Here is a 19,139-nt window from a genome sequence, read left to right on the forward strand (position 1 = left end):
CCGTCACCCTCGCACCCGCAGCCTGACCCACAAACCCACACCACCCGCTTCAGCGCCACCACCCCGCCGGAGACCACCCCTGCACAGACCGCAGGAAGGTTACCTCATTTTCTCCATCGCCGAAAAAAATGAGGCCATGGTTGTTCTTGATGGTCTTAGCGGACCGGCCTTTGGTCTGCATGGCCTTGATCCAGTACGTCAGGTGCCGGCAGTTAAGCTTGTCCACGGGTATGTGCCCGATGATGTCGGCGAGGTGCAGCTTCAGCATGGTCTGATATGTGTGCACTGTGCCAACTGAAGGCCGGACCAGAAGGTCGATATGCTCTTGGATCACGGCCGAGACGGTGGGGGCTTTAGTCTGGTTCGCGACCATCGCATGCTGGGCAATCTCAAAGGATTGGTTGTTGGCATCAAGGAGGCGCTTGAGTGTTTGGGCCTCCGCCGACGTCGCTAGGGTAATCCCCTCTTGCTTTCGCGTCTGGGGTTCCGCCAGCGGACCGTGTAGGACGTGGATCCGTCCGATTTTTTCCGTTCCCAGACGCTGGCCATACCCAAAATTCTAGGCTTCGTGTGCACAGAAAACGAGTTTTTGTGCACACCCAAGATCCTGAAACCCTGCTGACCTGCGGAACCACTGTGCCCGAGGTGGGACTCGAACCGGACTCCAGGCCTTGTAAACACTGAGAAGTCCCGGAAACATGCGGAATCCGGCCCAGTGCGGCCAATGTACGGCCCAGTCCGAAGCCAAAAAGTGTGGACATTGTCCACACTCCGAATCTGGCCCTGCAGGCTCCCCACCAACCGCACGTCAAACGGTTCCTCGAATCAACCGGGAACCCCTCCCACAGGACCTACCGCCGAATCAGGTGTTTCTCGATCAAGTCGGCGCTGCCCTGCAAGTCCACGACTCCGGCAGCCACCCCCACAACCAGATCGAAGCCCTCGTTGGTGCTGAAGTCATGCCGGTAGCCGTTGATCCAGAGCAGCAGGACCATAAGCGTCCAGGCAGTCCGCTTGTTGCCGTCGATGAGCGGATGAAACCTGGCCACGGACTCGAGGAGTGCCGCCGCCTTTACGGCCAGCTGAGGATAGGCTTCCGCGCCCATGACCGTCGTTGCGGGGCGCGCCAAGGCGGAGGCGAGCAACCCGATGTCACGGATGTGGAACCCGTACCGGTCGATCACCTGCAGCGCGTCCTCAATCTCGAGGTAAAAACTCATGCATCCTCAAGGCGTTTGAGCAGCACCGCATCGTGGCTCATTACGAAATCCAGACCCTCACTGATCTCGCGACGGCGACCGTGGCGCTGGAGGATCAGCTCAGCCCCTTGGAGAAGAAGCGCCGACTTGGAGGTGTGTTCCTCGGCGGCAAGCTCATCGAGACGGCGGTCGAGGTCTTCCGGAACTCGCAGATTCATAGCCATACTCAATGGTACCAATCCAGTACCAAATACCCTGAGGTGAGGCGTTTCGAACTTCCAGCCCGCCACAACGAAAGATTTGTGCCACAGGGGTGTGAGTCCGGAGCGCGAAGTGGGGACATTGTCCATACCCCCGAAGAGCTCCCCAGACCGGCCCAGTCCGCCCGATATACGAATCAGTCCGAAGACCAGGTGTGCACGTTAAGCACACCCCATTTGGCCTCGTCTGAAACCGCTCGCGCGGACAGGACGACGGCCGCAGCACGGACGGTTCCGAGGCGGCTCGTCAGGCGATCTGGATCCGCTCGCCCGCCGAGTGCCTCGACGTATCTTCGCAAAGTGTCGACCCGGGCAATTTCCCGGGGAGTTCGTTCATGACGTCCTCGGCGCTGACAGCGGTGGCCGTCTTGTCCACGTACCGCAACAGATTGCCGCTGTAGTCCGGAACAAGGTCGATGGACCTGTCCTGCAACGCCCTGACATACACTTCGCGGGATCCGATCCCGGGCTTGGTCGACGCCGGGATGCCGGCTGCGTTCAGCGCACCTGCGTAGATCTCCGCAAGCGTCTGACTCTCGGGGAAGTTGGCCGAGCCGATGACCAGGGCGCCTCCAGAGCTGGCCTGGTCCGTGGGCCGGGCGTTGTTCAGCGGGTCCGCGCCGGCGCCGCAGGCGGCCAGTCCGAGCGTGAGCAGGGTTCCTGCTGCCAGGGCAGCACTCCGTGTCAGGGCATGTCTCATGATCGTTTTCCTTTTCTTAGCCCGGGCAGTTCCCGGGGTAAATGATGGGGGGCATCGACCACAGGGGCCAGATTGTCAGGTTCTTCCGGTAGTCATGACTGCGGTGGCGGTGTCCCCCGTGGTGGGCCCGCGGGGGTCCGGCTGGCCCGGGACGAGGGCCCGCGCGGAGAGCGGGATTGTGAGCCGGACGGCATCGCCGGCACCCAGCGGCCGGCCCCAGGGCGCCTCGGCCTGAAGTGTGATGCCGGATGCGTCAACGGTGACCAGCCGGCGGGGCCCCAGCACCGGGATGTCCGTCACGATGCCGGGCACGCCGTGCTCGGCAGAGCTCCGGGTATTGTCCTGGATGCTGATGCTTTCCTGCCGGATGACCAGCACGCCCGGGCCGTAGGTCATGGTGAAATCGACCTGGCCGCCGGCGTACAGGGCGTTTAGTTCCGCGGATGTCTTCGGGTAGGTCTTCCCTTCGCGCCATAGCGACGGGGCAAGGCCGGTGAGCGTGTCGGACAGGGCCGGGGTGAGCGTGTCGAATGCTTTCCGGTCGAAGCCGAGCGGCACCTTAGCGTATCCGCCGGAGACGCTGTAGAGCACCTGCCTGGTGAAGACGGAGCCGGTGAAGTCCGGCGGCGCCGGGTACGTGAAGCGGCCTGGATGGGTCCGGGACCAGTCCAGCAGCCCTGCCAGGGTCTTAGGGGGGTCGGTGACGGTGGCGGAGTTGTACGCGAAGGTGAACTGGGCCTTGCTCCACGGCGCTTCGCAACCCTCGACCGGTGTCCCGAAATCGTTGGCCAGCAGCGGGTCGGACGCCGCGGTGAGTGTCATGTTGGGCAGCATCGATGTCCAGCCGCAGGACCAGGCCCCGGCCTGTTTGCCGATGCCGAAGTTGTCCCCGTTGACCCAGACCAGGTCGACGGCACCGTTGCGGGTTCCGGCCTGCACTTCGGTCAGGAAAAGGTTCATCGCGTCTTTCGTGTCGGCGACCGGGACGCGTTTGAGCGTGACTCCTTCTTTCGCCGCCGCGGGTTTGAGCGTGTTGTCGACGTAGGAGTTTCCTTGCTCGTCGCCGCCATACATCCACAGGCGCACGGTCTGGCCCTGGGCGGCGGCGGTGACCTGGTCCCAGCCGGTGAACCCGGGCTGGGCGGCCGGAGGGGCGGCGCAGCCGGCCAGTGCCAGCGCGGCCGCCGCGATACCGGGGAGGAGGTTTCTGGCGCGGAGGGTAAAAATCATGGGCGGTGTTCCGGTCCTGTCAGGGTGATCATCGTCTTGGTTGGGCGTCTTCGCTGCGTCACGGCTACGGTTTCCCGGCCGACGTTGTGACCGGACGGAGCGGCAGCATTTTCCGTAGTCCGGCGTTTTCTGCAGCGTCCCGGGTCGAGTGCTGGACGCAGGCCGGGATGAGCTTCCCGGTTTCGGGGTGGCTCATCGCGTACATGCAAGCGCCGAGGCGTTCCTGGGTTTCCCGGATTTTGGGGTCATCACTGACCACGCCCTGCTCCATCAGGGCCCACGCGGGTGTGACGTCGGCGGCGTCCATGAAGTTGTGAACCACGAACGTTTTGAACGACAGCCGGCGGCGCCAGGCCGCGGATGCCACCGCACGCAGGCCGCCGGCGCGGTGCACGAGGCGGCGGGCAAAAGCGGCGATGACGGGAAGGTCTGCGGGGTGGGCCAGGAGTGCCCGGAGGATTCTGGCGCCCACGATCCAGGCCGGGGTGCCGCCGAAATACATTCCTCCGTGGTGCTTCAGGAGCCGGTCGCGCGCGGCGAGGTCCCGCGGGTCCTCCGGGTCCAGCAGCGCGGTGAGTCCGGTCCCGGTGCTGAGGGCGACGGCGGTCCGGTTGCAGCGGGTGTCCCCGAACTGGGTTCCCTGCCAGGGAATCCTGTGGCCGGCGCCGGCTTCGATGCGGGACCAGACCGCGTCGATGGTGATCTCCTCGAAGTCCTCGGACCATCTCCGGTCATCCCCGATGTAGGCGGCCGGCTGGAAGGAGAGCATGTCGTATGGCATGTTCAGGACCGCCGTGGTGACCTCGGCGACCTGGCCGACGTTGCCCGGGGTGACGGTCATGTTGTGGGCAAGGTAGGAACTGATTCCGTGGTCGTGTTTGAGGGCGACGAACATTTCGGCAAACCGGGCGCGGAACGGGTTCAGTTCGGCTTCATTTCGGGGGCGCACGGCGCCGCGGCGGCCCCGCATCAGGGAATCGAAGTGCGCGGCAAAGGACACTTTGCGGAACCGGGGGCTGCCGTCATGGTCCAGGACGACGTCCATGAGGTAGTCGTAGTCGAAATCGCCGTGGGTCATGGACATCGGTTCGCGGCCGTTGGCTGCATGGCTTCCAGGGCTGCCGCGTGGTCCCTGGCCGGGAGCAGGCTGACTTCCCCGCCGATCAGCTGGGCGTGGGCGCGGGGGCCCCGGACCCGGCGCAGGAACTCCATCTGCTTCCTGACGGCGGCGACGGTGTGTCCGCCGTCGATCCGGACCTTGTTCGCGTCCGCGGAGTGGTAGCACGGCGAGCAGGTCAGATTGCATTTGGGAAAAACGCCGTGGGTGCCTTCGCAGCCGACGGCGCTTCGTCCCAGCAGCTGCGCCGGGGTCTTCACGTGCCCGGGGAGCCCGGCCCAGCGCTGATCCATCGCGGCCCTGCTCTCCGGGTGGACCGGACGTGTCAGGAGCTCGACGCTCCGGAGGAGGGCTGGGATCTTCATGGTTCTCCTGCTGGTGTGGAGGCTAAGCGGCGGACCGGGCGGCAGGGTGCCGTGAGCGTGAGCGTGGGGAAGGTGGAAGGGAGCGCCCTCCCTTCCACCTTCCCCGGCGTCTCAGGCGCTCAGTTCCGGGACGGCGGGCAGGTCCAGTTCGGTTCCGGCGTAGTGGTTGAAGTAGTTGGTGAACAGGTTTGCCGCGATGTGGGCGAACGCTTCGGAGAGTTCCTCGGCGCTCCAGCCGGCGTCCAGGGCCGCCTGCCAGGTCGCGTCGGAGACGTTCCCCGTCCTGGCCGCGGCTTCGCGGGCCACGGAGGAGATGGTTTCGATTTTGTCGTCGAAGTCCACTTCACCGGCGCGGATCGCGATGATCTGCTCATCTGTCAGCCCGGCCCGGCGTGCCGAGAGGGTGTGGGCGGCCTGGCAGTAGTCGCAGCCGTTCTGGTTTCCAACGGCCAGGGCGATCGCTTCCCGTGTGCGGGCGTCAAAGCTGCCGTGGGCTGCGATGGCGGCCGACATCCCCTCGTAGGAGGCGATCACAGCCGGTGAGTGGGCCATCCCGGCGTGGATGTTGAGCAGTTTGCCCATTTTCTGCTCCAGTTTCCGGGCGATCCCCTGGGATGCTTCGGGTGCTGTGGCAACGGTGTGGGCGGGAATGCGCGGCATGCGGGTACTCTCTTATCTTTTCGATTCACAAAGGACAAAACTGTGGGCAAGACGGCAGTGGCGAAACCGGGAACGCTCAGGGGCGGTCGCCGCTGACGGTGACGCCACTGCCGGGGGCGAAGGCGACGTGGCCTTTGATTATCCGGGCCAGGGGTGTCGGCCGCGGGTAGGACCAGGCGGCGTTCGGTGCCTGGTGGCCTCCCGCGTGGACGTGGTGGTAGCGGGCGATGCCTTTCCAGAAGCACAGGGTCCGGACCCAGCTGTTTTCCAATGTGTCCGGAACCAGGGACTCCGGTGGGAAGTAGTGGTTGCCTTCCAGATAGACGGTCTGCTCGGTGCGGGCGATCACCTGGCCGTGAAACGTGGCCGTGATCATGAGGAGCTCCGGGCCAGTTTGCGCAGGACGTCGCGGTCCTGGATGGTGATGCGCCCGCGGCCCTGCCGGATGGCTTTTTTGGCCGTGAACTCGCCCATGATCTTGCTGGTGGCTTCCCGGGAGGCGCCGAGGAGACCGGCGAGTTGTTCGTGGGTCAGGTGGATGGTCCGGGCCTGCCCGAAGCGTGGCGGCCCTCCGGCGTCACCGAGTTTGAGCAGGGTGGACGCCACCTGGGCCGATAGCGGCCGCAGCGCCAGGTCGGTCAGGCGTTCTTCGAGGCGGGCTACCTGTTCGCCCAGGAGCCGGGAGATGCGGATGGCGATGCGCGGATCCGAGAGCAGGAACCGTTCGACCTCGTCCACGCTGAGCTGGCAGATCGCGGAGTCTTCGATGGCTTCGGCATAGTTGTCATACATCCGCTGGCCCACGAGCATCATCTCCCCGAACACGGCGCCCGGTTCCAGGATGGCCATCGTCAGGGCCTTGCCGTCCTCAGCGACCCGGAAGATCCGCACCCGGCCGGATTTGAGGATGAACAGCGCCTTGACGGGCTGGCTTTGGCTGAAGAGCAATTCCCCGCGGCGGAACAGCCGGGCCGGGGCCATGAGGTCCATCGCCCCGATCTCCTGCGCGCTCAGATCAGCGAACAGATCAACTTCATTCAAACAACTGAACGGGTCTGCGGGTTCTGCCATCAGCGGGTCGGCCTCTCGTTGCTGCGGGGCCCACGGTCGCAGGTCTCCGGAGACGGTGGCCCCCACATCGACCCGGCAGGAATCGGTCATGCCCGGCTCCTCAGGACACGGACCGCCACCAGTCCCAGAATAACGCCATAGATCAGGTGCCCCATGAGGCTCATCAGCGCGGTGAGGTTAATGGCGAACAGGGGCATGCCCATCATGACCGGCATGATCATCAGCGGGCCAAGGACCCACCAGATGGCCGCGTAGCCGAGTCCGACAAGGGCACCGCGGCCATACCCGGTCGGGAACCGGTTGCCGAACAGTACCGTCAGGCCGAGCCCGATAGCCACCGAAATCATCAGGTGAACACTGAGCCCGACCACGGCCGAGTTGGAGCCGACCATGGACGCGATGACGGGCAGCATGCCCATCATGGCCATGAGAATTCCAAACACGATACCGCCGGCAATGCCCCCGGCGGCCCCGGCCAGAACGCGCCGCCCCACGCCGGTGCCGGACGCGGGACGGGAAAGAGCTGATGCAGAAGCCATGACGGCGACCTTCCATGAACAGGGTTTTGCTGACGTCTTTAAGGTAAGGCCGGTCCGGAGCACCGTTCAGTAATCTGCACTACACAGCAAAAACAAATACCGGCAACGGTGCACACTCCAGTAAAGCCGGGCCCCGGTTATCGGTCGTTCGCCGTCTTCCCGGCCCGGATCTGCAGGTGTCCGCCCCGGGCGGAGGCGGAGACGACATCGACGCAGCGTTCCTCCACGGCCCGCCAGGGGGCGGCGGTGATATCGGATCCTCCGGCCGCGCAGGCCAGTCGTGCCAGCGGAGTGAGCCACCGCGCCCATCCCACCGGGTCCTGCAGGTCCACGACCCCGACCCGCGCGTCTCTGGCCAGCAGCCCGGTCATGTTCGTCCAGGCCTGCTGCCAGTCCCCCATCAGGGACAGCGAGTAGGTGGCCAGGGCAGCATCCGAACCCGCAGATCCCCCGCTCTCTTCGATGCGGGCAGCGATCGACCCTGGATCCAGCAGCACCATGTCCGCCTGGAGTAGGATCACGTTCTCCCAGCCGCGGGCCTGGGCGCGTCGCCGCGCCTGGCGCAGCATGTCGGCGCTGCGGTCGATGCCGACGATGGTCCCGGAGGCACCAATGCGCTCCTGCAGCAGGGGAAAATTCAGCCCGGTTCCGCAGCCGATGTCCAGCACCTGCTGGCCCTCCGTGGGGGCGAGGGCGTCAATGCCGAGCACCCGTCCGGCATGATAGACAGGGTATTCGCATGAGAACTGGTCGTAATACGGGGCAAACAGTGTGTACTTATCGCGGATGGCGGGCTCCTTCAGGTTTCGTTCCGCCGCAGCGGCACGGTCGCGCAAAACCGGACCGTCGGGCGCAAATGTCCGGCATGCAACATCACTCACAAGGAGTCCATCATGGCAGTTGAGAACCCGATCATTGACCTCCTGGTCGTCGGCGGGGGGACCGCCGGGATCGTGGGTGCCAAAACGGCAGCCGGCTTCGGAGCGCGGACCGTCCTGGTCGAACAGGCCCGCACCGGCGGTGACTGCCTGTGGACAGGATGCGTCCCGTCCAAAACCCTCCTCTCGGCAGCCGACCACGCCGCGACAGCCCGCGCCCTAACCGGGCAGCCACCGGAATTCGCCGAGGTCCGGAAACGCATCTTCGCCGCGATCAACACCATCGAACCCGTCGACTCCCCGGCGGCACTCGAAGCCGCCGGGGCGGAAGTCATCAAGGGCACCCTGACGTTCCGCGCCCCCGGCGTGGCCGAGGTTGATGGCAGGACGATCCGTTTCCGGCAGGCACTGATTGCCACCGGCGGCGCACCGGTCAGCACCGGCATCCGGGGCCTGGACCCGGGCGCCATCGTGACCTCGGACACGATCTGGGAACTCGACACCCTTCCGGGGCGGCTGGCGATTGTCGGCGGCGGCCCGATCGCGTGCGAACTCGGACAAGCCTTCGCCCGCCTCGGATCAGAGGTCACCCTGATCATCCGCTCCCGGATCCTCCCCAAGGAAGTCCCCGACGCCGCCGACCTCGTCCGGGATGCCCTGGCAACCGACGGTGTCCGCGTCCTGGAGAACACGACCGTCGAGAACGCGGTCACCACGGACGCCGGGTCCCGGCTCCGGCTTGCGCACGGCGCTAATGTGGACGCCGACGTCGTTCTGCTGGCCACCGGACGCACGCCCCGGACCGCGGGTCTGGGCCTGGAACGGATCGGGGTCAGCCTGGACGAGGCCGGCCGCGTGTTCACCGATGCCAGGATGATGACGTCCAACCCGCGCATCTGGGCCGCCGGAGATGTGACCGCTAACCCCCGGTTCACCCACCTGGCCGGCGTCCACGCCTCCGTGGCCGCCTCGAACGCGGTCCTCGGACTCAACCGCACAATCAGCGGCACGGTGCCTCGGGTGACGTTCACCGCACCGGAAGTGGCCGCCGTCGGGCTCACCACCGCCGAGGCCCGCCTGCAGCATCGTGCCCGGACTGTCCGGCATCACCATGTCGACCGGGCCGTCACGGAGGACACCACGGACGGGTTCACCCGCCTGATCGTGGACCGGCGGGGAAAAATCCTGGGCGGCACGATCGTCGGTCCGCGGGCCGGGGAATCCCTGGCTGAACTGACCCTGGCAGTCCAGAAAGGAATGACCACCTCTGACATCGCCGGAACGACGCACCCCTACCCCACCTATTCGGACGGTGTGTGGAACGCCGCCGTCGCCGATGTCCGGGAACGCCTGGCCTCTCCGGGTACACGCCGGGCCATGGCGGCGCTGATCTGGTTCCGGCGCCGATGGCTGGACCGGCCCGTGCCTCACCGCAGGGACCGGTAACCGGCGATGATCCGCTGGACGCCGCTGGCGGTGACCATCAGCGCCCAGACGGACGCGATTTCCCAGGCGGCGCCCGGGAAGATCAGCCAGAGGCTGTGCACGGCCACGGTCTCGGCGCCTTCGGTCAGGCCGGCCAGGAAGGACAAGGACCGGCCGTCCCTGAGCTGGCGGCCGGTTTTTTCGGCGATGGAGGAGAACGCCAGGAAGGCCGTGCCGTTGATGTAGTAGGCGAAAAGGACCAGCAGGAACGGCAGCCACGGGACACCGAAGCCCGCTGCCGCGCCGATCCCGACGCCGAGGACCGTGGCGCCGTAGACGATGAAATCGGCGCAGATGTCCCAGAATCCGCCCCGCCCGGTGTCTTCAATCCCCGCGCGGGCGTTCCGGCGCCGGGCCAGCGGGCCGTCGAGGCCGTCGGCGACCCGGCACAGCAGCCACGCGGCCAGGGCCGGCAGCCACCACTGCACCGCCAGAGCGGCACTGGTTAGGCCAAGCACCAGGTTCAAGCCCGTCAGCCGGTCAGGGGTGATCCATGGCCGGTCCAGCCATCCAGCGACCCGACCCAGGGCCGGCGCCATGCCACGCCGCAACCGGGCATCAAACATCGGAGGCCTTGTCCTTCCGGCGCCGCCGGACGACGAACACCAGCCCGGCCACGGTAAGCACACCGAGGGCCCCGAGAGAGAGGCCGAGCTGCCACCCCGGCTGGCCGCCGAACGCGCCCAAGGTCACATAACTCACCGTCCCCGGGAGGATACCGATGGCGGTCCCCAGGAAGTAGGGCCACCAGCGGATCGAGGTCAGCCCGGCGGTGTAGTCCGGCCCAGTGCGGCACCGGTACGGCCCACTCCGAGACCCAAAGTGTGGACACTGTCCACACCCCAATTATCCCCACCTAGGCCTCCTCCAAACAGCCGCACCTCGCGTTGACAGGTGCGGCGCTTCTTTGCCCAGAAAGGCTTGATCCTGCTGGAAGATATGAGCCTCGACTGGCACCGGATCCTGCCCGCGCTCATTGCAGGCTCCCGGGCAAGCCCGCACGGCGCACTGAGTCTCTGGTCTCTGGTCTCCGAATAATGATTCCACCCCTTAAAATAATTCATGATTCGAGCGGCGGACAGCTGCACGAACGGCGGCGCCCCTCAGACCCGTCCGCGGATACGGCAGACGCACGAAAACAGGGGAGCCATTGCGGCGGCACCAGCCCCCGCCACAGCACGGCGCCAACAATCAGAGCCTCGCCCCGAAGTAGTCGCTGGTTCCCTAAAACCCGACGGCGTCTGCCTCTGCCGGCGACGCTGTGACGGTGGGATCGCCGTGACACCTTGCGTGCGCCCACAGTGGGCCGTTTTTCACATAGCGTGGAGGGCAAGGGCCGTGCCAAGCTCCGGGACTATGACTATGTCTATTTGACGGAGGACGAACGTGGAATACATCAAGCTCGGAAATACCGGCATGGACATCTCGCCGCTGGCCCTGGGATGCATGACGTTCGGGGACCCGGACCGGGGTCCGCATCCCTGGACGCTGCCGGAGGACCAAAGCCGGCCGCTGATCCGCCAGGCCGTGGAAGCGGGCATCAATTTCTTTGACACCGCCAACGTGTACTCCCATGGCTCGAGCGAGGAAATCATGGGCCGGGCCCTGGCCGATTTTACCCATCGGGAGGAAACTGTCATCGCCACGAAAGTGCACGGGGTAATGCGGCCAGGCCCGAACGGGCGGGGCCTGTCACGCAAGGCCATCTTCGCGGAACTTGATGCCAGCCTGACCCGACTGGCAACCGACTACGTGGATCTGTACCAGATCCACCGGTGGGATCCCGCCACGCCGGTCGAGGAGACCCTGGAAGCCCTTCACGACGTCGTCAAAGCCGGCAAGGTCCGCTATATCGGCGCATCCTCGATGGCCGCCTGGCAGTTCAGCAAAGCGCTGTACCAGCAGCAATTGAACGGCTGGACCCGCTTCGTCACCACGCAGGACCATTACAACTTGGTCTACCGGGAGGAGGAACGCGAAATGTTCCCCCTCTGCGCGGACCAGAAGATAGGGGTACTGCCCTGGAGTCCCCTGGCTCGCGGAAGCTCACACGGGACTGGGACGAGAAAACCAACCGCTCGGAGAAGGACGAGTTCGGCAAGACGCTCTACACCACCGAGGAAAGCGACAGGGCGGTCGCCGAAGCCGTGCGCGTCATCGCCGAACGCCGCGGAGTGCCCCGCGCCCAGGTCGCCCTGGCCTGGGTCCGCTCCAACAGCGTCGTCAGTGCACCGATTGTCGGCGCGAGCAAGCCGGCCCACCTCCAGGACGCCCTCGCCTCCCTGGAACTGACGCTCACCCCCGAGGAAAAGGCCGAACTGGAAAGTTCCTACGTCCCCCACGCTGTCGCCGGATACTGAGCACCTCACCAGACCGACGAGCGGGCTATTTCCAAATCCGAAACGGCCACTCCCGTAGGACGTTACCGTCGCTCGTGTCTTCAGCTCCAAGGTCGAACTGGTTTGCCACGTCTGTCTGATCGGCATTGCGTCCGCCATTTTGTTGACCACTCCCTGAGGGAGAGGCCAGGCGCCAAAAAATCCCGACAGCTGGCTACGTAACTAACCCTTTCGATCCCGGCATCGTCCATGTTCCCTTCAGGAGCATCCGCGAGGTGGAGGGCAAGGTACTGGCCATCATCAAGCGGGAATTTCCGCATCTGTCTAATTAGGTGAGCACTTCCCTATCCGGTGCGGATCTTGCCCCAGGCCAGGGCCAGCATGACCAGGAACGTCAGTGCGGTCCAGATGATCCCCGGCAGTGATACGCCCGGCCGGCCGCCGGTGGCAAAGACCACGATGAGCTGGATGATCAGGTACACGACGAGGATTGCGAAGCCGGCCCCGATCAGCCGCATCGCCCGGGCCTCCCGGTCCGCGTGGACCCCCTTGAGCTGCCACACCACTACAAGGGAGGCGAAGATCTCGATCAGTGAGTCCAGGCCGAAGCCAGCCAGGGCTGGGGAGCCGGCCTGGACCGCCGCGGCGGCCAGGACCGCCAGGCCGATAACGTTCCAGCCGAGGGTCGCGTATTCAAGGCGCAGCCCGCGGCGCTGCAGCACACCCGTGCTCGTGATGGTGGCCGTGGGGTCGGCGCTGGTCATGGCGTGTATCCGTTTCGTCAGTGGGGGATGTGTTCCTGGTCGCGGTGCGGGGCCGGTTCGAGCGGGAAGGTGGAGTGTTCGACGGAAACATCGAAGTGTTCCGCCACGCATTTTGCACGCCCGCGAGGATCAGGGCCGCGTGCCCGTCCGTGAGGCACTCATTCTCGAGGGTAACGTGCCCGGTGATCACGGGAGTGCCGGAGTTGTGGATTTGATCGCTATGAGGCGGCGTTCTGTGATCGCTATATGGCGCATAAGTGTCCGCAAGCCGATGCTCTAACGGGCAGTTCTCAGCCCTCGACGACGGACATCGGCAAGCCGCCCCCGTGCACGGAAGGCGCGATGCTGTCTAGCTTCCAGCCGTCCGCGGATGCCCGGAACGTCGCGGTCTGCGGCAACGAGTAGCCCGTCGGGACGCTGCTCGGCCCATTCGTCTTCGAGCTGAGGTATTCCTCGGTCAATTCCTTGAAATGGACGCTAATCTCCGAACCGGTCACGTCGATCGACTCCACCGTCACCGTCGTCGAAAAGGACGTATACCAGTAACCGGTCGATTTGAATCCGACTTTCGACCGTGCCACCACGGGGAGGTCCCGCTCGCGCTTGGCCCGGTAGGCCCCTGTCGTCTGCCCGTTGGCGAGGCGCGGGGCGGTGGGAGCGTCAAGAACTGTGCCGTTGCGATCTTCGACGGCAGCCCGGACGATGGCCGCGAGCTCGGACGACGAAGGGATTGGCGGCGTCGCGGACGGTCCCACCGTCAGCGGACCGGCTGCCGGCTGGCACCCGGCAAGGGCGAACCCAAGCAGCGACGCGACGGCAGCCGAGGTGCGTAGGTACTTGATCATGATCCCCCTGTCATGGACAGCCTGCCCTGCCAGCCACAACCGGTCAACGGGGATCAGTGAAGTCCCGGCCAAAGTCATCTTTCGAGATGGCGGGGTGTTTCGGTGAGCGTTGATCGTGGGTTGGCGGGCCGTCCCGCCCGGAAAGCAAGAAAATATTCTTCGCCTAGTGTCGATCTGGCCTCGCGCCGTTCGACCTGTGGGTGAGAAGGTCGAAGGGCGACCTTCCATAACAAAGGAGTATGAAATGGCCAAGTACATGTTGATCATCCGGGCAACCGACGAGTCGTACGCGAACTTCGCGAACATCGACTTCGCGGAAATCATGGAGAGCATGGGCAAGTTCAACGACGAGCTGGTCCGTTCCGGGGTCCTGCTGGCGGCCGAGGGCCTGGCCGATCCGAACGAGGGCGTCGTCGTCGACTTTACCGGCGAAACTCCGGTGGTTACAGACGGTCCTTACGGGGAGACGAAGGAACTGTTCGCTGGCTACTACATCCTCGACGTCGCGTCCAAGCAGGAAGCCATCGAGTGGGCCAAGCGGGCGCCCCTGACGGCGGGCAGCAAGACCGAGATCCGCCGCGTCACCACCATCGATGAGTTTCCTCAGGACAACGAATGGATCCAGAAGGAACTCGCGTGGCGCGAGAAGACCGGACAGCTCTGACCCGGCAGTGACAGCGCACGAGGCGAGGGGCGCCGTCGAAGCGGTGTGGCGGATGGAATCCGCCCGCCTCGTCGGCGCCCTCGCCCGCTACACCGGAGACTTTCCGCTGGCTGAGGATCTCGCACAGGAAGCCCTCGCCGAGGCACTCGTCTCCTGGTCCGTCAACGGGGTGCCAGCAGAGCCTGTCGGGTGGCTGCTGACTACCGGAAGGCGTCGTGCGATCGACACTTTCAGAAGGCTGGCGGCGCGCGAGGAAAAGTATGCCCTGCTTGCCCGCGACCTCGCGGCGGAGATACCGGGAGCGGACGCGCTGTTCAGCCCCGGTGCGATCGACGACGACGTGCTGGCTTTGATGTTCGTCTCATGCCATCCGGTCTTGTCGAGGCAGGCGCGGATCGCGTTGACGCTGCGGGTGGTCGGCGGCATGGGCAGCGATGAGATAGCAAAGGCGTTTCTTGTGCCGGTGCCGACCATTCAGGCGCGCATCACACGGGCCAAGAAGACGCTGGCCGCCGCCCGCGTGCCGTTCGCCGTGCCGGAAGCGCACGAGTTGGCGGAGAGGCTTGGCTCGGTGCTTCAGGTTGTCTATTTGATCTTCACGGAGGGTTCTTCCGCATCGGGTGGCGAGGAGTGGATCCGCACGGATCTGGCCAGCGAGGCGCGCCGGCTGGCTCGCGTGCTGGTGCGGCTCGCGCCCGAGCCCGAGGTGTTCGGGCTGCTCGCACTGTTGGAACTCACCGCCGCCCGATTTCCAGCACGACTCGACATGTCCGAACGCCCGGTGCTTCTTGAGGACCAGGACCGACAGCTGTGGGACCAGTCGGCGATCCGGCGCGGACGTGCGGCACTCGCACGGGCCGTGGGGGCCGGACATGGACTGGGCGCATACGGTCTTCAGGCGTCCATTGCTGAGTGTCACGCGGTGGCGCACTCGGTGGCCGAGACCGACTGGCAGCGGATCATCATTCTCTACGAAGCCCTCGGACGGCTGACACCCTCGCCTATCATCGAACTCAATCGTGCGGTCGCGGTCGCGATGGCCTCCGGTCCGGCGGGCGGCCTCGCGCTGGTCGACGCGATCGCATCACGGGGCGAATTGGCCGGCTCGCACCTGCTCCCCGCGGTCCGCGGCGAGATGCTCACTCGGCTCGGCCGTCGCGACGAGGCACGGTCCGCACTCCTGCAGGCCATTAAGCTGTGCGGGAACGCAGCCGAGCGCGCGGCGCTTGAGCGCAAACTCGACGGCGGCAGCCGGCCTTAGCCTTGACCCACCGATAGGCCTGGGCGGATGATCTGTAGCCGGTTTCGGCGGGTTTGCGGGCTGAGGGCATCGTGGGGTGCTGAGCCTTGCTGCTCATTGGTTCCACTGTCCTGGTTGCGCCGTGTGGCTGGGTTTACGGGGGGTGACCCTATATTTTTGTCAAGCATTGGGACCGGTTTTCCTGGCCGAGACGGCGGGTCGCTTAGCGGGCACTCTGCTGCACATTGAAGGATCCTTTACCGGACGGTCTCTCGACCCTTGTTGCCTAACAATACGGGCCGATTCGGGCGTCAGTCTTTCTTCAGTTCCTCGGCGAGCATCACGAGGATCCCGCTGGGACCGCGGAGGTACGTGAGTTTGTAGAGGTCGGCGTAGGTCGCCACGCCGCGTAGCGGATAGCATCCGTGCTTCGCAGCTACCTCAAGGGCCTTATCGATGTTGTCTACAGAGAAGGCCACGCGGTGCATGCCAATGTCGTTGGGACGCGTCGGGTTCGACTCGATCGCCTCGGGATGGATGTATTCGAAGAGCTCAAGTCGACCATGACCGTCTGGGGTCTGGAGCATCGCGATGTTGGCGTGGTTTCCATCCAGTCCAACGGCAGTATCGGTCCACTCGCCGCTGACCGTGTCACGGCCGATGACCGTAAGACCGAGATCGGTGAAAAAGGCGATTGCTGCTTCGATGTCGCGAACAGCGATACCCACATTCTCAAGTTTGATGGCCATGCGTTGAAAGCTACCAAGGCGGAGCGATCAGCTCCAGTGGCGAGGCGCACTGGTCGTCGAGTAAACGGGGATCGGTCTGCGAGTCGTGTGTACGGTACTGATATGGCTTCTCCGCAGACGCTAAGCGAGGCCGAGCGCCGCGTCGTCGCGACTTGGGCCGCAGACTGCGCTGAGCGAGTCCTGGCCTTATTTGAGGCACAGGCTCCGGCAGATGGTCGCCCCCGCGACGCCATCGCCCGAGCCCGAGCCTTCGCTCGCGGTGAGCACAGTGCCGCCGAAGAGATCCGCCGGCGGTTTGTTGCTGGCCGTGCCGCAAGCGAGGTGAATAGCCCTGCTGCGGTGGCTGCCGCCCGCTCTGCCACACAAGCCGCAGCCGTCGCTCACATGGGCGCGCACGCCTTGGGGCAGCCGCGTATGCCGTGAAAGCGGCCGGACTGGCGACGCCCGGTCGGCCCCAGACGGTCGACGACGAGATCCACTGGCAACTCGAGCACATGAGTGCCGAAGCCCGTTCCGCGCTTCGGCGCTTGCCCCCGCTGGGTGGGAATTCCGCCGGTCCGCTGGGGCCAGGACTTCTTGCGTCCGGAATCCTCGCCTCGATCATCCGCGCGATCCAGGCCGACTTGGCTCGCCCTGACCAGCCTTCCTCCAGCTGAATCTGCCGCCCGCAAGCTGGTCCTACGCCGCAACACCCTTCAAGTACTCTTTCGGTGGCCGAATGTTCGGTAGGCGGGGGATCTGCGGCAAGGAGGTGCGTTTCGGCTCATTGTCCGTCGAGACAGTCTGTTATCTAATGTGTAGACACCGGCGAAGTCTTCGTCTCGGCTCTAAGGAGCTTGCATGGAATCCAAGCAGTGGCGGAAGCTAGGAATCTTGGGGCCAGCCATACCGGACGCCGCGCTGTTGAACAACGTTGTTGGCTTTGCGCTGGGGGAACCCGAGGTAGAGGTTCATACGGTTGGTGCATACGGCATTGGATCGTCTGTCCTGAACATGACCACCGGGGGGTTGTGGAGAGTTTATGGTTCGGCCCGCCCAGCGGATTCTTCGTTACGGACTCTGGCATTCAGTGTTGTGGTGAAGCTTATTCAATCGCCGCTGCTGTGGGGTGGCATTGAGCGGATACCACAGGAGTTCCGACCTGGCTTGGTAGCCAACTATCCGTGGCGGACGGAGGCTGAGGTCTACGCCTCGGGGTTGTCGGACGCCATGCCGCTGAACAGTCGTTTGCCGAAGCCGTTCGGCGTCGTCGAGGTAGGGGAGGACCGGGCGGTTATTTGGATGGAGGATGTTGTCCAGGACGATCATGCTGAATGGTCAGATGAACAATTCAGGGATGCAGCCGGGGTGCTGGGTTTTCTCGCCGGAAGTACGGCAGTTGAACGATGCAGTGAGGGGATTCGGGACACGAGGCGGCCGAACCGGCTGAAGTATTTCTTGGCGGGAGTGGGAAAGTCCGTGCTGATACCGGCCATTAAAGGTCATGAGATATGGTCTCACCCTGCTGTAGCGGCAAATTCGGACCCTGCCCTTGTGTCCGGGCTGCGCTCCTTTGCAGATCAATCCCACCTGCTTGTGGACGAGATGATGACCTTGCCGGCGCTTCCGGCCCACGGTGATGCGTGTCCGCAAAATCTTTTGACAGAAGGGGAAGACCCCGTCACCGGACGCACGAATTTCGCGGTGGTGGATTGGGGGATGTTCGGGCAGGTCTGTGCCGGATATGATCTGGCGCAGTTACTCGCCGGGCGGGTCAACGAGGGAACCATGCCAGGGACGGCGCTGCATCGCTTGGAGCCGATCTGCATGGACGCCTACTGCGCCGGCCTGAAGGCAGCCGGTTCTACTGTGAGTCGGAATCAGGTCCGTCGGGTTTTGGCTATTTCAATCGCTGTTTTTTCCGGCCTCACAGCTGTATGAGCGACCGACTCGCTGAAGGGGACACGGGTGAACTTCGGTCCCTAATGGCGGGCAGACTCGACATGGCCCGTTTTGTCCTGGACCTTCTCGCGGCAACCTCCAAGTGACAGAGGTGAAGCTCGGCAGCCCTAACCCCGTCGTCGGGCTGATTCGCGATTAGCAACACCTACTACCCGGCCCCGGCGCCCGTTAGCCGGTCGTCCAGCGCTCAGCCAAACATGCCTTCGGCCAGCCGTGTGAATCGCGGCGATATATGGCGGCCTTTTCACGGCGCTAAATGACACCCCCGGTGCCCGTAAGCCGATCCTTCACCGGACGCTCGCCACATTCTGCTTAACCGGCGGCTACGAGCTCGATCTCGAAGCCGTCTGAGTTGAAGAGGTAAGCGGCGTAGTGATCAGGGCCGCCAGCGTGCGGGTACTTGTCCTGGAACAGCTGCCTCCATCCGTAACGAACGCCTTCCACGACAAGCGCATCCACGTCTTTCTGACTTCCCGCGTGGAACGCCAAGTGGTCAAGGCCCGGTGCCGTGCGCTCATGGTCACGGCCGCTCAAGGCTGGTGACTGTTCGACCACGATGTAGGTCGGGCCAAGTCGCCAACTGGTTCCTGAGTCCCAGCTTTGGTAAGTGGAGTATCCCAAGCGGGGCAGAATCCAACCCCACTCATGCTTGGCGCGGTCGATGTCAGGGACCCATAGCTCGACATGGTGCAGGGTCCCCTTGGGAGGGGTGTTCACGAAGGTGAGTCTTTCATGCTCGATCACAGGCGCCCGTAAGTCGATCCCTCAGCGGGACATTATGAGGCCTGTTGATCTGGTTGGGTCAGCAAGACGATCGCCAAGGCCGACCGTTCAGGGAGGCAGATCGCTAGTGCCCCAAGCGAGCCGTTTTCACCGGCGGCGTGAGGCCAGCACTCCATAGAACGCGGTCACGACGAGGACAAGTGTTAGGAGTACTGACGTATTGACGACGATGGAGAGCTCCATTTGGTGAGGCAAGAGCATGGTCGTGTCCCACCCCCTACGTGTCAGGGTTGGGTGAGGCCAGTACCTCATAGCAACTTCGTCTAATTCGTAGGGCGAGAATCAGGATCATCACCAATGTCTGTCTCCA

Annotated in this window: 23 protein-coding genes and 1 pseudogene; 6 read left to right on the forward strand and 18 right to left on the reverse strand. The window is 64.6% G+C overall.

The features are described from left to right. Positions 1–49: 49 nt before the first annotated feature. The 12 genes from ABIB27_RS18570 to ABIB27_RS18625 form a co-directional block, all read right to left on the reverse strand. A complete protein-coding gene (locus tag ABIB27_RS18570) occupies positions 50–373 on the reverse strand; it encodes a hypothetical protein (protein ID WP_354217924.1) in 324 nt (107 codons plus the stop codon). A gap of 478 nt (positions 374–851) precedes the next feature. Beyond that, positions 852–1,220, reverse strand: a complete 369-nt coding sequence (locus ABIB27_RS18575; RefSeq protein WP_354217925.1) for a type II toxin-antitoxin system death-on-curing family toxin — start codon at positions 1,218–1,220, stop codon at positions 852–854. After that, the gene (locus tag ABIB27_RS18580) at positions 1,217–1,417 is read right to left on the reverse strand and encodes a ribbon-helix-helix protein, CopG family (RefSeq protein ID WP_354217926.1); all 201 of its coding nucleotides are present in this window, start codon (positions 1,415–1,417) and stop codon (positions 1,217–1,219) included. Before ABIB27_RS18580 ends, ABIB27_RS18575 begins: the two co-directional genes overlap by 4 nt. Before the next feature lie 289 nt (positions 1,418–1,706). Continuing rightward, on the reverse strand, positions 1,707–2,159 hold the full coding sequence (locus tag ABIB27_RS18585; protein WP_502909274.1) for a glycine betaine ABC transporter substrate-binding protein: 453 nt from the start codon (positions 2,157–2,159) through the stop codon (positions 1,707–1,709). A 75-nt stretch (positions 2,160–2,234) separates the two neighbouring features. After that, positions 2,235–3,389 (reverse strand): ABC transporter substrate-binding protein, encoded by a 1,155-nt coding sequence (locus ABIB27_RS18590; protein WP_354217927.1) that lies wholly within the window; start codon positions 3,387–3,389, stop codon positions 2,235–2,237. Between the two features lie 64 nt (positions 3,390–3,453). Next, the gene (locus tag ABIB27_RS18595; RefSeq protein ID WP_354254620.1) at positions 3,454–4,467 is read right to left on the reverse strand and encodes a hypothetical protein; all 1,014 of its coding nucleotides are present in this window, start codon (positions 4,465–4,467) and stop codon (positions 3,454–3,456) included. Beyond that, positions 4,464–4,871, reverse strand: coding sequence for a hypothetical protein (locus ABIB27_RS18600; RefSeq protein ID WP_354254623.1), 408 nt, complete (start codon positions 4,869–4,871; stop codon positions 4,464–4,466). The genes ABIB27_RS18595 and ABIB27_RS18600 overlap by 4 nt, the downstream gene beginning before the upstream one ends. 111 nt (positions 4,872–4,982) lie before the next feature. Next, entirely contained in the window at positions 4,983–5,531 is a 549-nt protein-coding gene (locus tag ABIB27_RS18605) for a carboxymuconolactone decarboxylase family protein (RefSeq protein ID WP_354217929.1), read from the reverse strand. 76 nt (positions 5,532–5,607) lie between these two features. Next, the gene (locus ABIB27_RS18610) at positions 5,608–5,907 is read right to left on the reverse strand and encodes a DUF427 domain-containing protein (protein WP_354217930.1); all 300 of its coding nucleotides are present in this window, start codon (positions 5,905–5,907) and stop codon (positions 5,608–5,610) included. Next, positions 5,904–6,692 carry a Crp/Fnr family transcriptional regulator gene (locus ABIB27_RS18615; RefSeq protein ID WP_354254625.1) on the reverse strand — a complete coding sequence of 263 codons (789 nt, stop codon included), beginning with the start codon at positions 6,690–6,692 and terminating at the stop codon, positions 5,904–5,906. The genes ABIB27_RS18610 and ABIB27_RS18615 overlap by 4 nt, the downstream gene beginning before the upstream one ends. Beyond that, positions 6,689–7,141, reverse strand: coding sequence for a hypothetical protein (locus tag ABIB27_RS18620; RefSeq protein ID WP_354217932.1), 453 nt, complete (start codon positions 7,139–7,141; stop codon positions 6,689–6,691). The genes ABIB27_RS18615 and ABIB27_RS18620 overlap by 4 nt, the downstream gene beginning before the upstream one ends. A gap of 137 nt (positions 7,142–7,278) precedes the next feature. Then, positions 7,279–8,022, reverse strand: a complete 744-nt coding sequence (locus tag ABIB27_RS18625) for a class I SAM-dependent methyltransferase (RefSeq protein ID WP_354217933.1) — start codon at positions 8,020–8,022, stop codon at positions 7,279–7,281. 12 nt (positions 8,023–8,034) lie between these two features. Here ABIB27_RS18625 and ABIB27_RS18630 point away from each other — a divergent pair, with 12 nt between their 5' ends. Beyond that, positions 8,035–9,465, forward strand: coding sequence for a dihydrolipoyl dehydrogenase family protein (locus ABIB27_RS18630; RefSeq protein ID WP_354254627.1), 1,431 nt, complete (start codon positions 8,035–8,037; stop codon positions 9,463–9,465). Here ABIB27_RS18630 and ABIB27_RS18635 read toward each other — a convergent pair. Then, positions 9,447–10,070, reverse strand: a complete 624-nt coding sequence (locus ABIB27_RS18635) for a CDP-alcohol phosphatidyltransferase family protein (protein ID WP_354254629.1) — start codon at positions 10,068–10,070, stop codon at positions 9,447–9,449. The two genes, ABIB27_RS18630 and ABIB27_RS18635, sit on opposite strands and share 19 nt — an antisense overlap. Beyond that, positions 10,063–10,197, reverse strand: a complete 135-nt coding sequence (locus tag ABIB27_RS18640) for an LPXTG cell wall anchor domain-containing protein (protein WP_354217936.1) — start codon at positions 10,195–10,197, stop codon at positions 10,063–10,065. The genes ABIB27_RS18635 and ABIB27_RS18640 overlap by 8 nt, the downstream gene beginning before the upstream one ends. A 753-nt stretch (positions 10,198–10,950) precedes the next feature. Here ABIB27_RS18640 and ABIB27_RS18645 point away from each other — a divergent pair. Next, positions 10,951–11,864: pseudogene (locus ABIB27_RS18645) on the forward strand (aldo/keto reductase). Between the two features lie 323 nt (positions 11,865–12,187). Here the strand turns inward: ABIB27_RS18645 and ABIB27_RS18650 are convergent. Together ABIB27_RS18650 and ABIB27_RS18660 are read right to left on the reverse strand one after the other, a co-directional pair. Then, on the reverse strand, positions 12,188–12,607 hold the full coding sequence (locus ABIB27_RS18650; RefSeq protein ID WP_354217937.1) for a hypothetical protein: 420 nt from the start codon (positions 12,605–12,607) through the stop codon (positions 12,188–12,190). A gap of 290 nt (positions 12,608–12,897) precedes the next feature. Next, positions 12,898–13,530 carry a hypothetical protein gene (locus ABIB27_RS18660; RefSeq protein ID WP_354254631.1) on the reverse strand — a complete coding sequence of 211 codons (633 nt, stop codon included), beginning with the start codon at positions 13,528–13,530 and terminating at the stop codon, positions 12,898–12,900. Between the two features lie 166 nt (positions 13,531–13,696). Between ABIB27_RS18660 and ABIB27_RS18665 the strand changes: the two genes are divergently transcribed. Together ABIB27_RS18665 and ABIB27_RS18670 are read left to right on the forward strand one after the other, a co-directional pair. Then, the gene (locus ABIB27_RS18665; RefSeq protein WP_354217939.1) at positions 13,697–14,116 is read left to right on the forward strand and encodes a YciI family protein; all 420 of its coding nucleotides are present in this window, start codon (positions 13,697–13,699) and stop codon (positions 14,114–14,116) included. A gap of 52 nt (positions 14,117–14,168) precedes the next feature. Continuing rightward, on the forward strand, positions 14,169–15,377 hold the full coding sequence (locus tag ABIB27_RS18670; protein ID WP_354217940.1) for an RNA polymerase sigma factor: 1,209 nt from the start codon (positions 14,169–14,171) through the stop codon (positions 15,375–15,377). Between the two features lie 290 nt (positions 15,378–15,667). Here the strand turns inward: ABIB27_RS18670 and ABIB27_RS18675 are convergent, their stop codons facing one another. Further along, positions 15,668–16,105, reverse strand: a complete 438-nt coding sequence (locus ABIB27_RS18675) for a VOC family protein (RefSeq protein WP_354217941.1) — start codon at positions 16,103–16,105, stop codon at positions 15,668–15,670. 102 nt (positions 16,106–16,207) lie between these two features. Here ABIB27_RS18675 and ABIB27_RS18680 point away from each other — a divergent pair, with 102 nt between their 5' ends. Both ABIB27_RS18680 and ABIB27_RS18685 read left to right on the forward strand, forming a co-directional pair. Next, positions 16,208–16,528, forward strand: coding sequence for a putative immunity protein (locus tag ABIB27_RS18680; protein ID WP_354217942.1), 321 nt, complete (start codon positions 16,208–16,210; stop codon positions 16,526–16,528). A gap of 417 nt (positions 16,529–16,945) precedes the next feature. Beyond that, positions 16,946–18,025, forward strand: coding sequence for an aminoglycoside phosphotransferase family protein (locus ABIB27_RS18685; RefSeq protein ID WP_354217943.1), 1,080 nt, complete (start codon positions 16,946–16,948; stop codon positions 18,023–18,025). Between the two features lie 333 nt (positions 18,026–18,358). Here ABIB27_RS18685 and ABIB27_RS18690 read toward each other — a convergent pair whose 3' ends face one another. Continuing rightward, positions 18,359–18,763 (reverse strand): VOC family protein, encoded by a 405-nt coding sequence (locus tag ABIB27_RS18690; protein WP_354217944.1) that lies wholly within the window; start codon positions 18,761–18,763, stop codon positions 18,359–18,361. Positions 18,764–19,139 lie beyond the last annotated feature (376 nt).

It is taken from the genome of Arthrobacter sp. UYEF21, from assembly GCF_040546085.1.
Classification (GTDB): Bacteria; Actinomycetota; Actinomycetes; order Actinomycetales; family Micrococcaceae; genus Arthrobacter.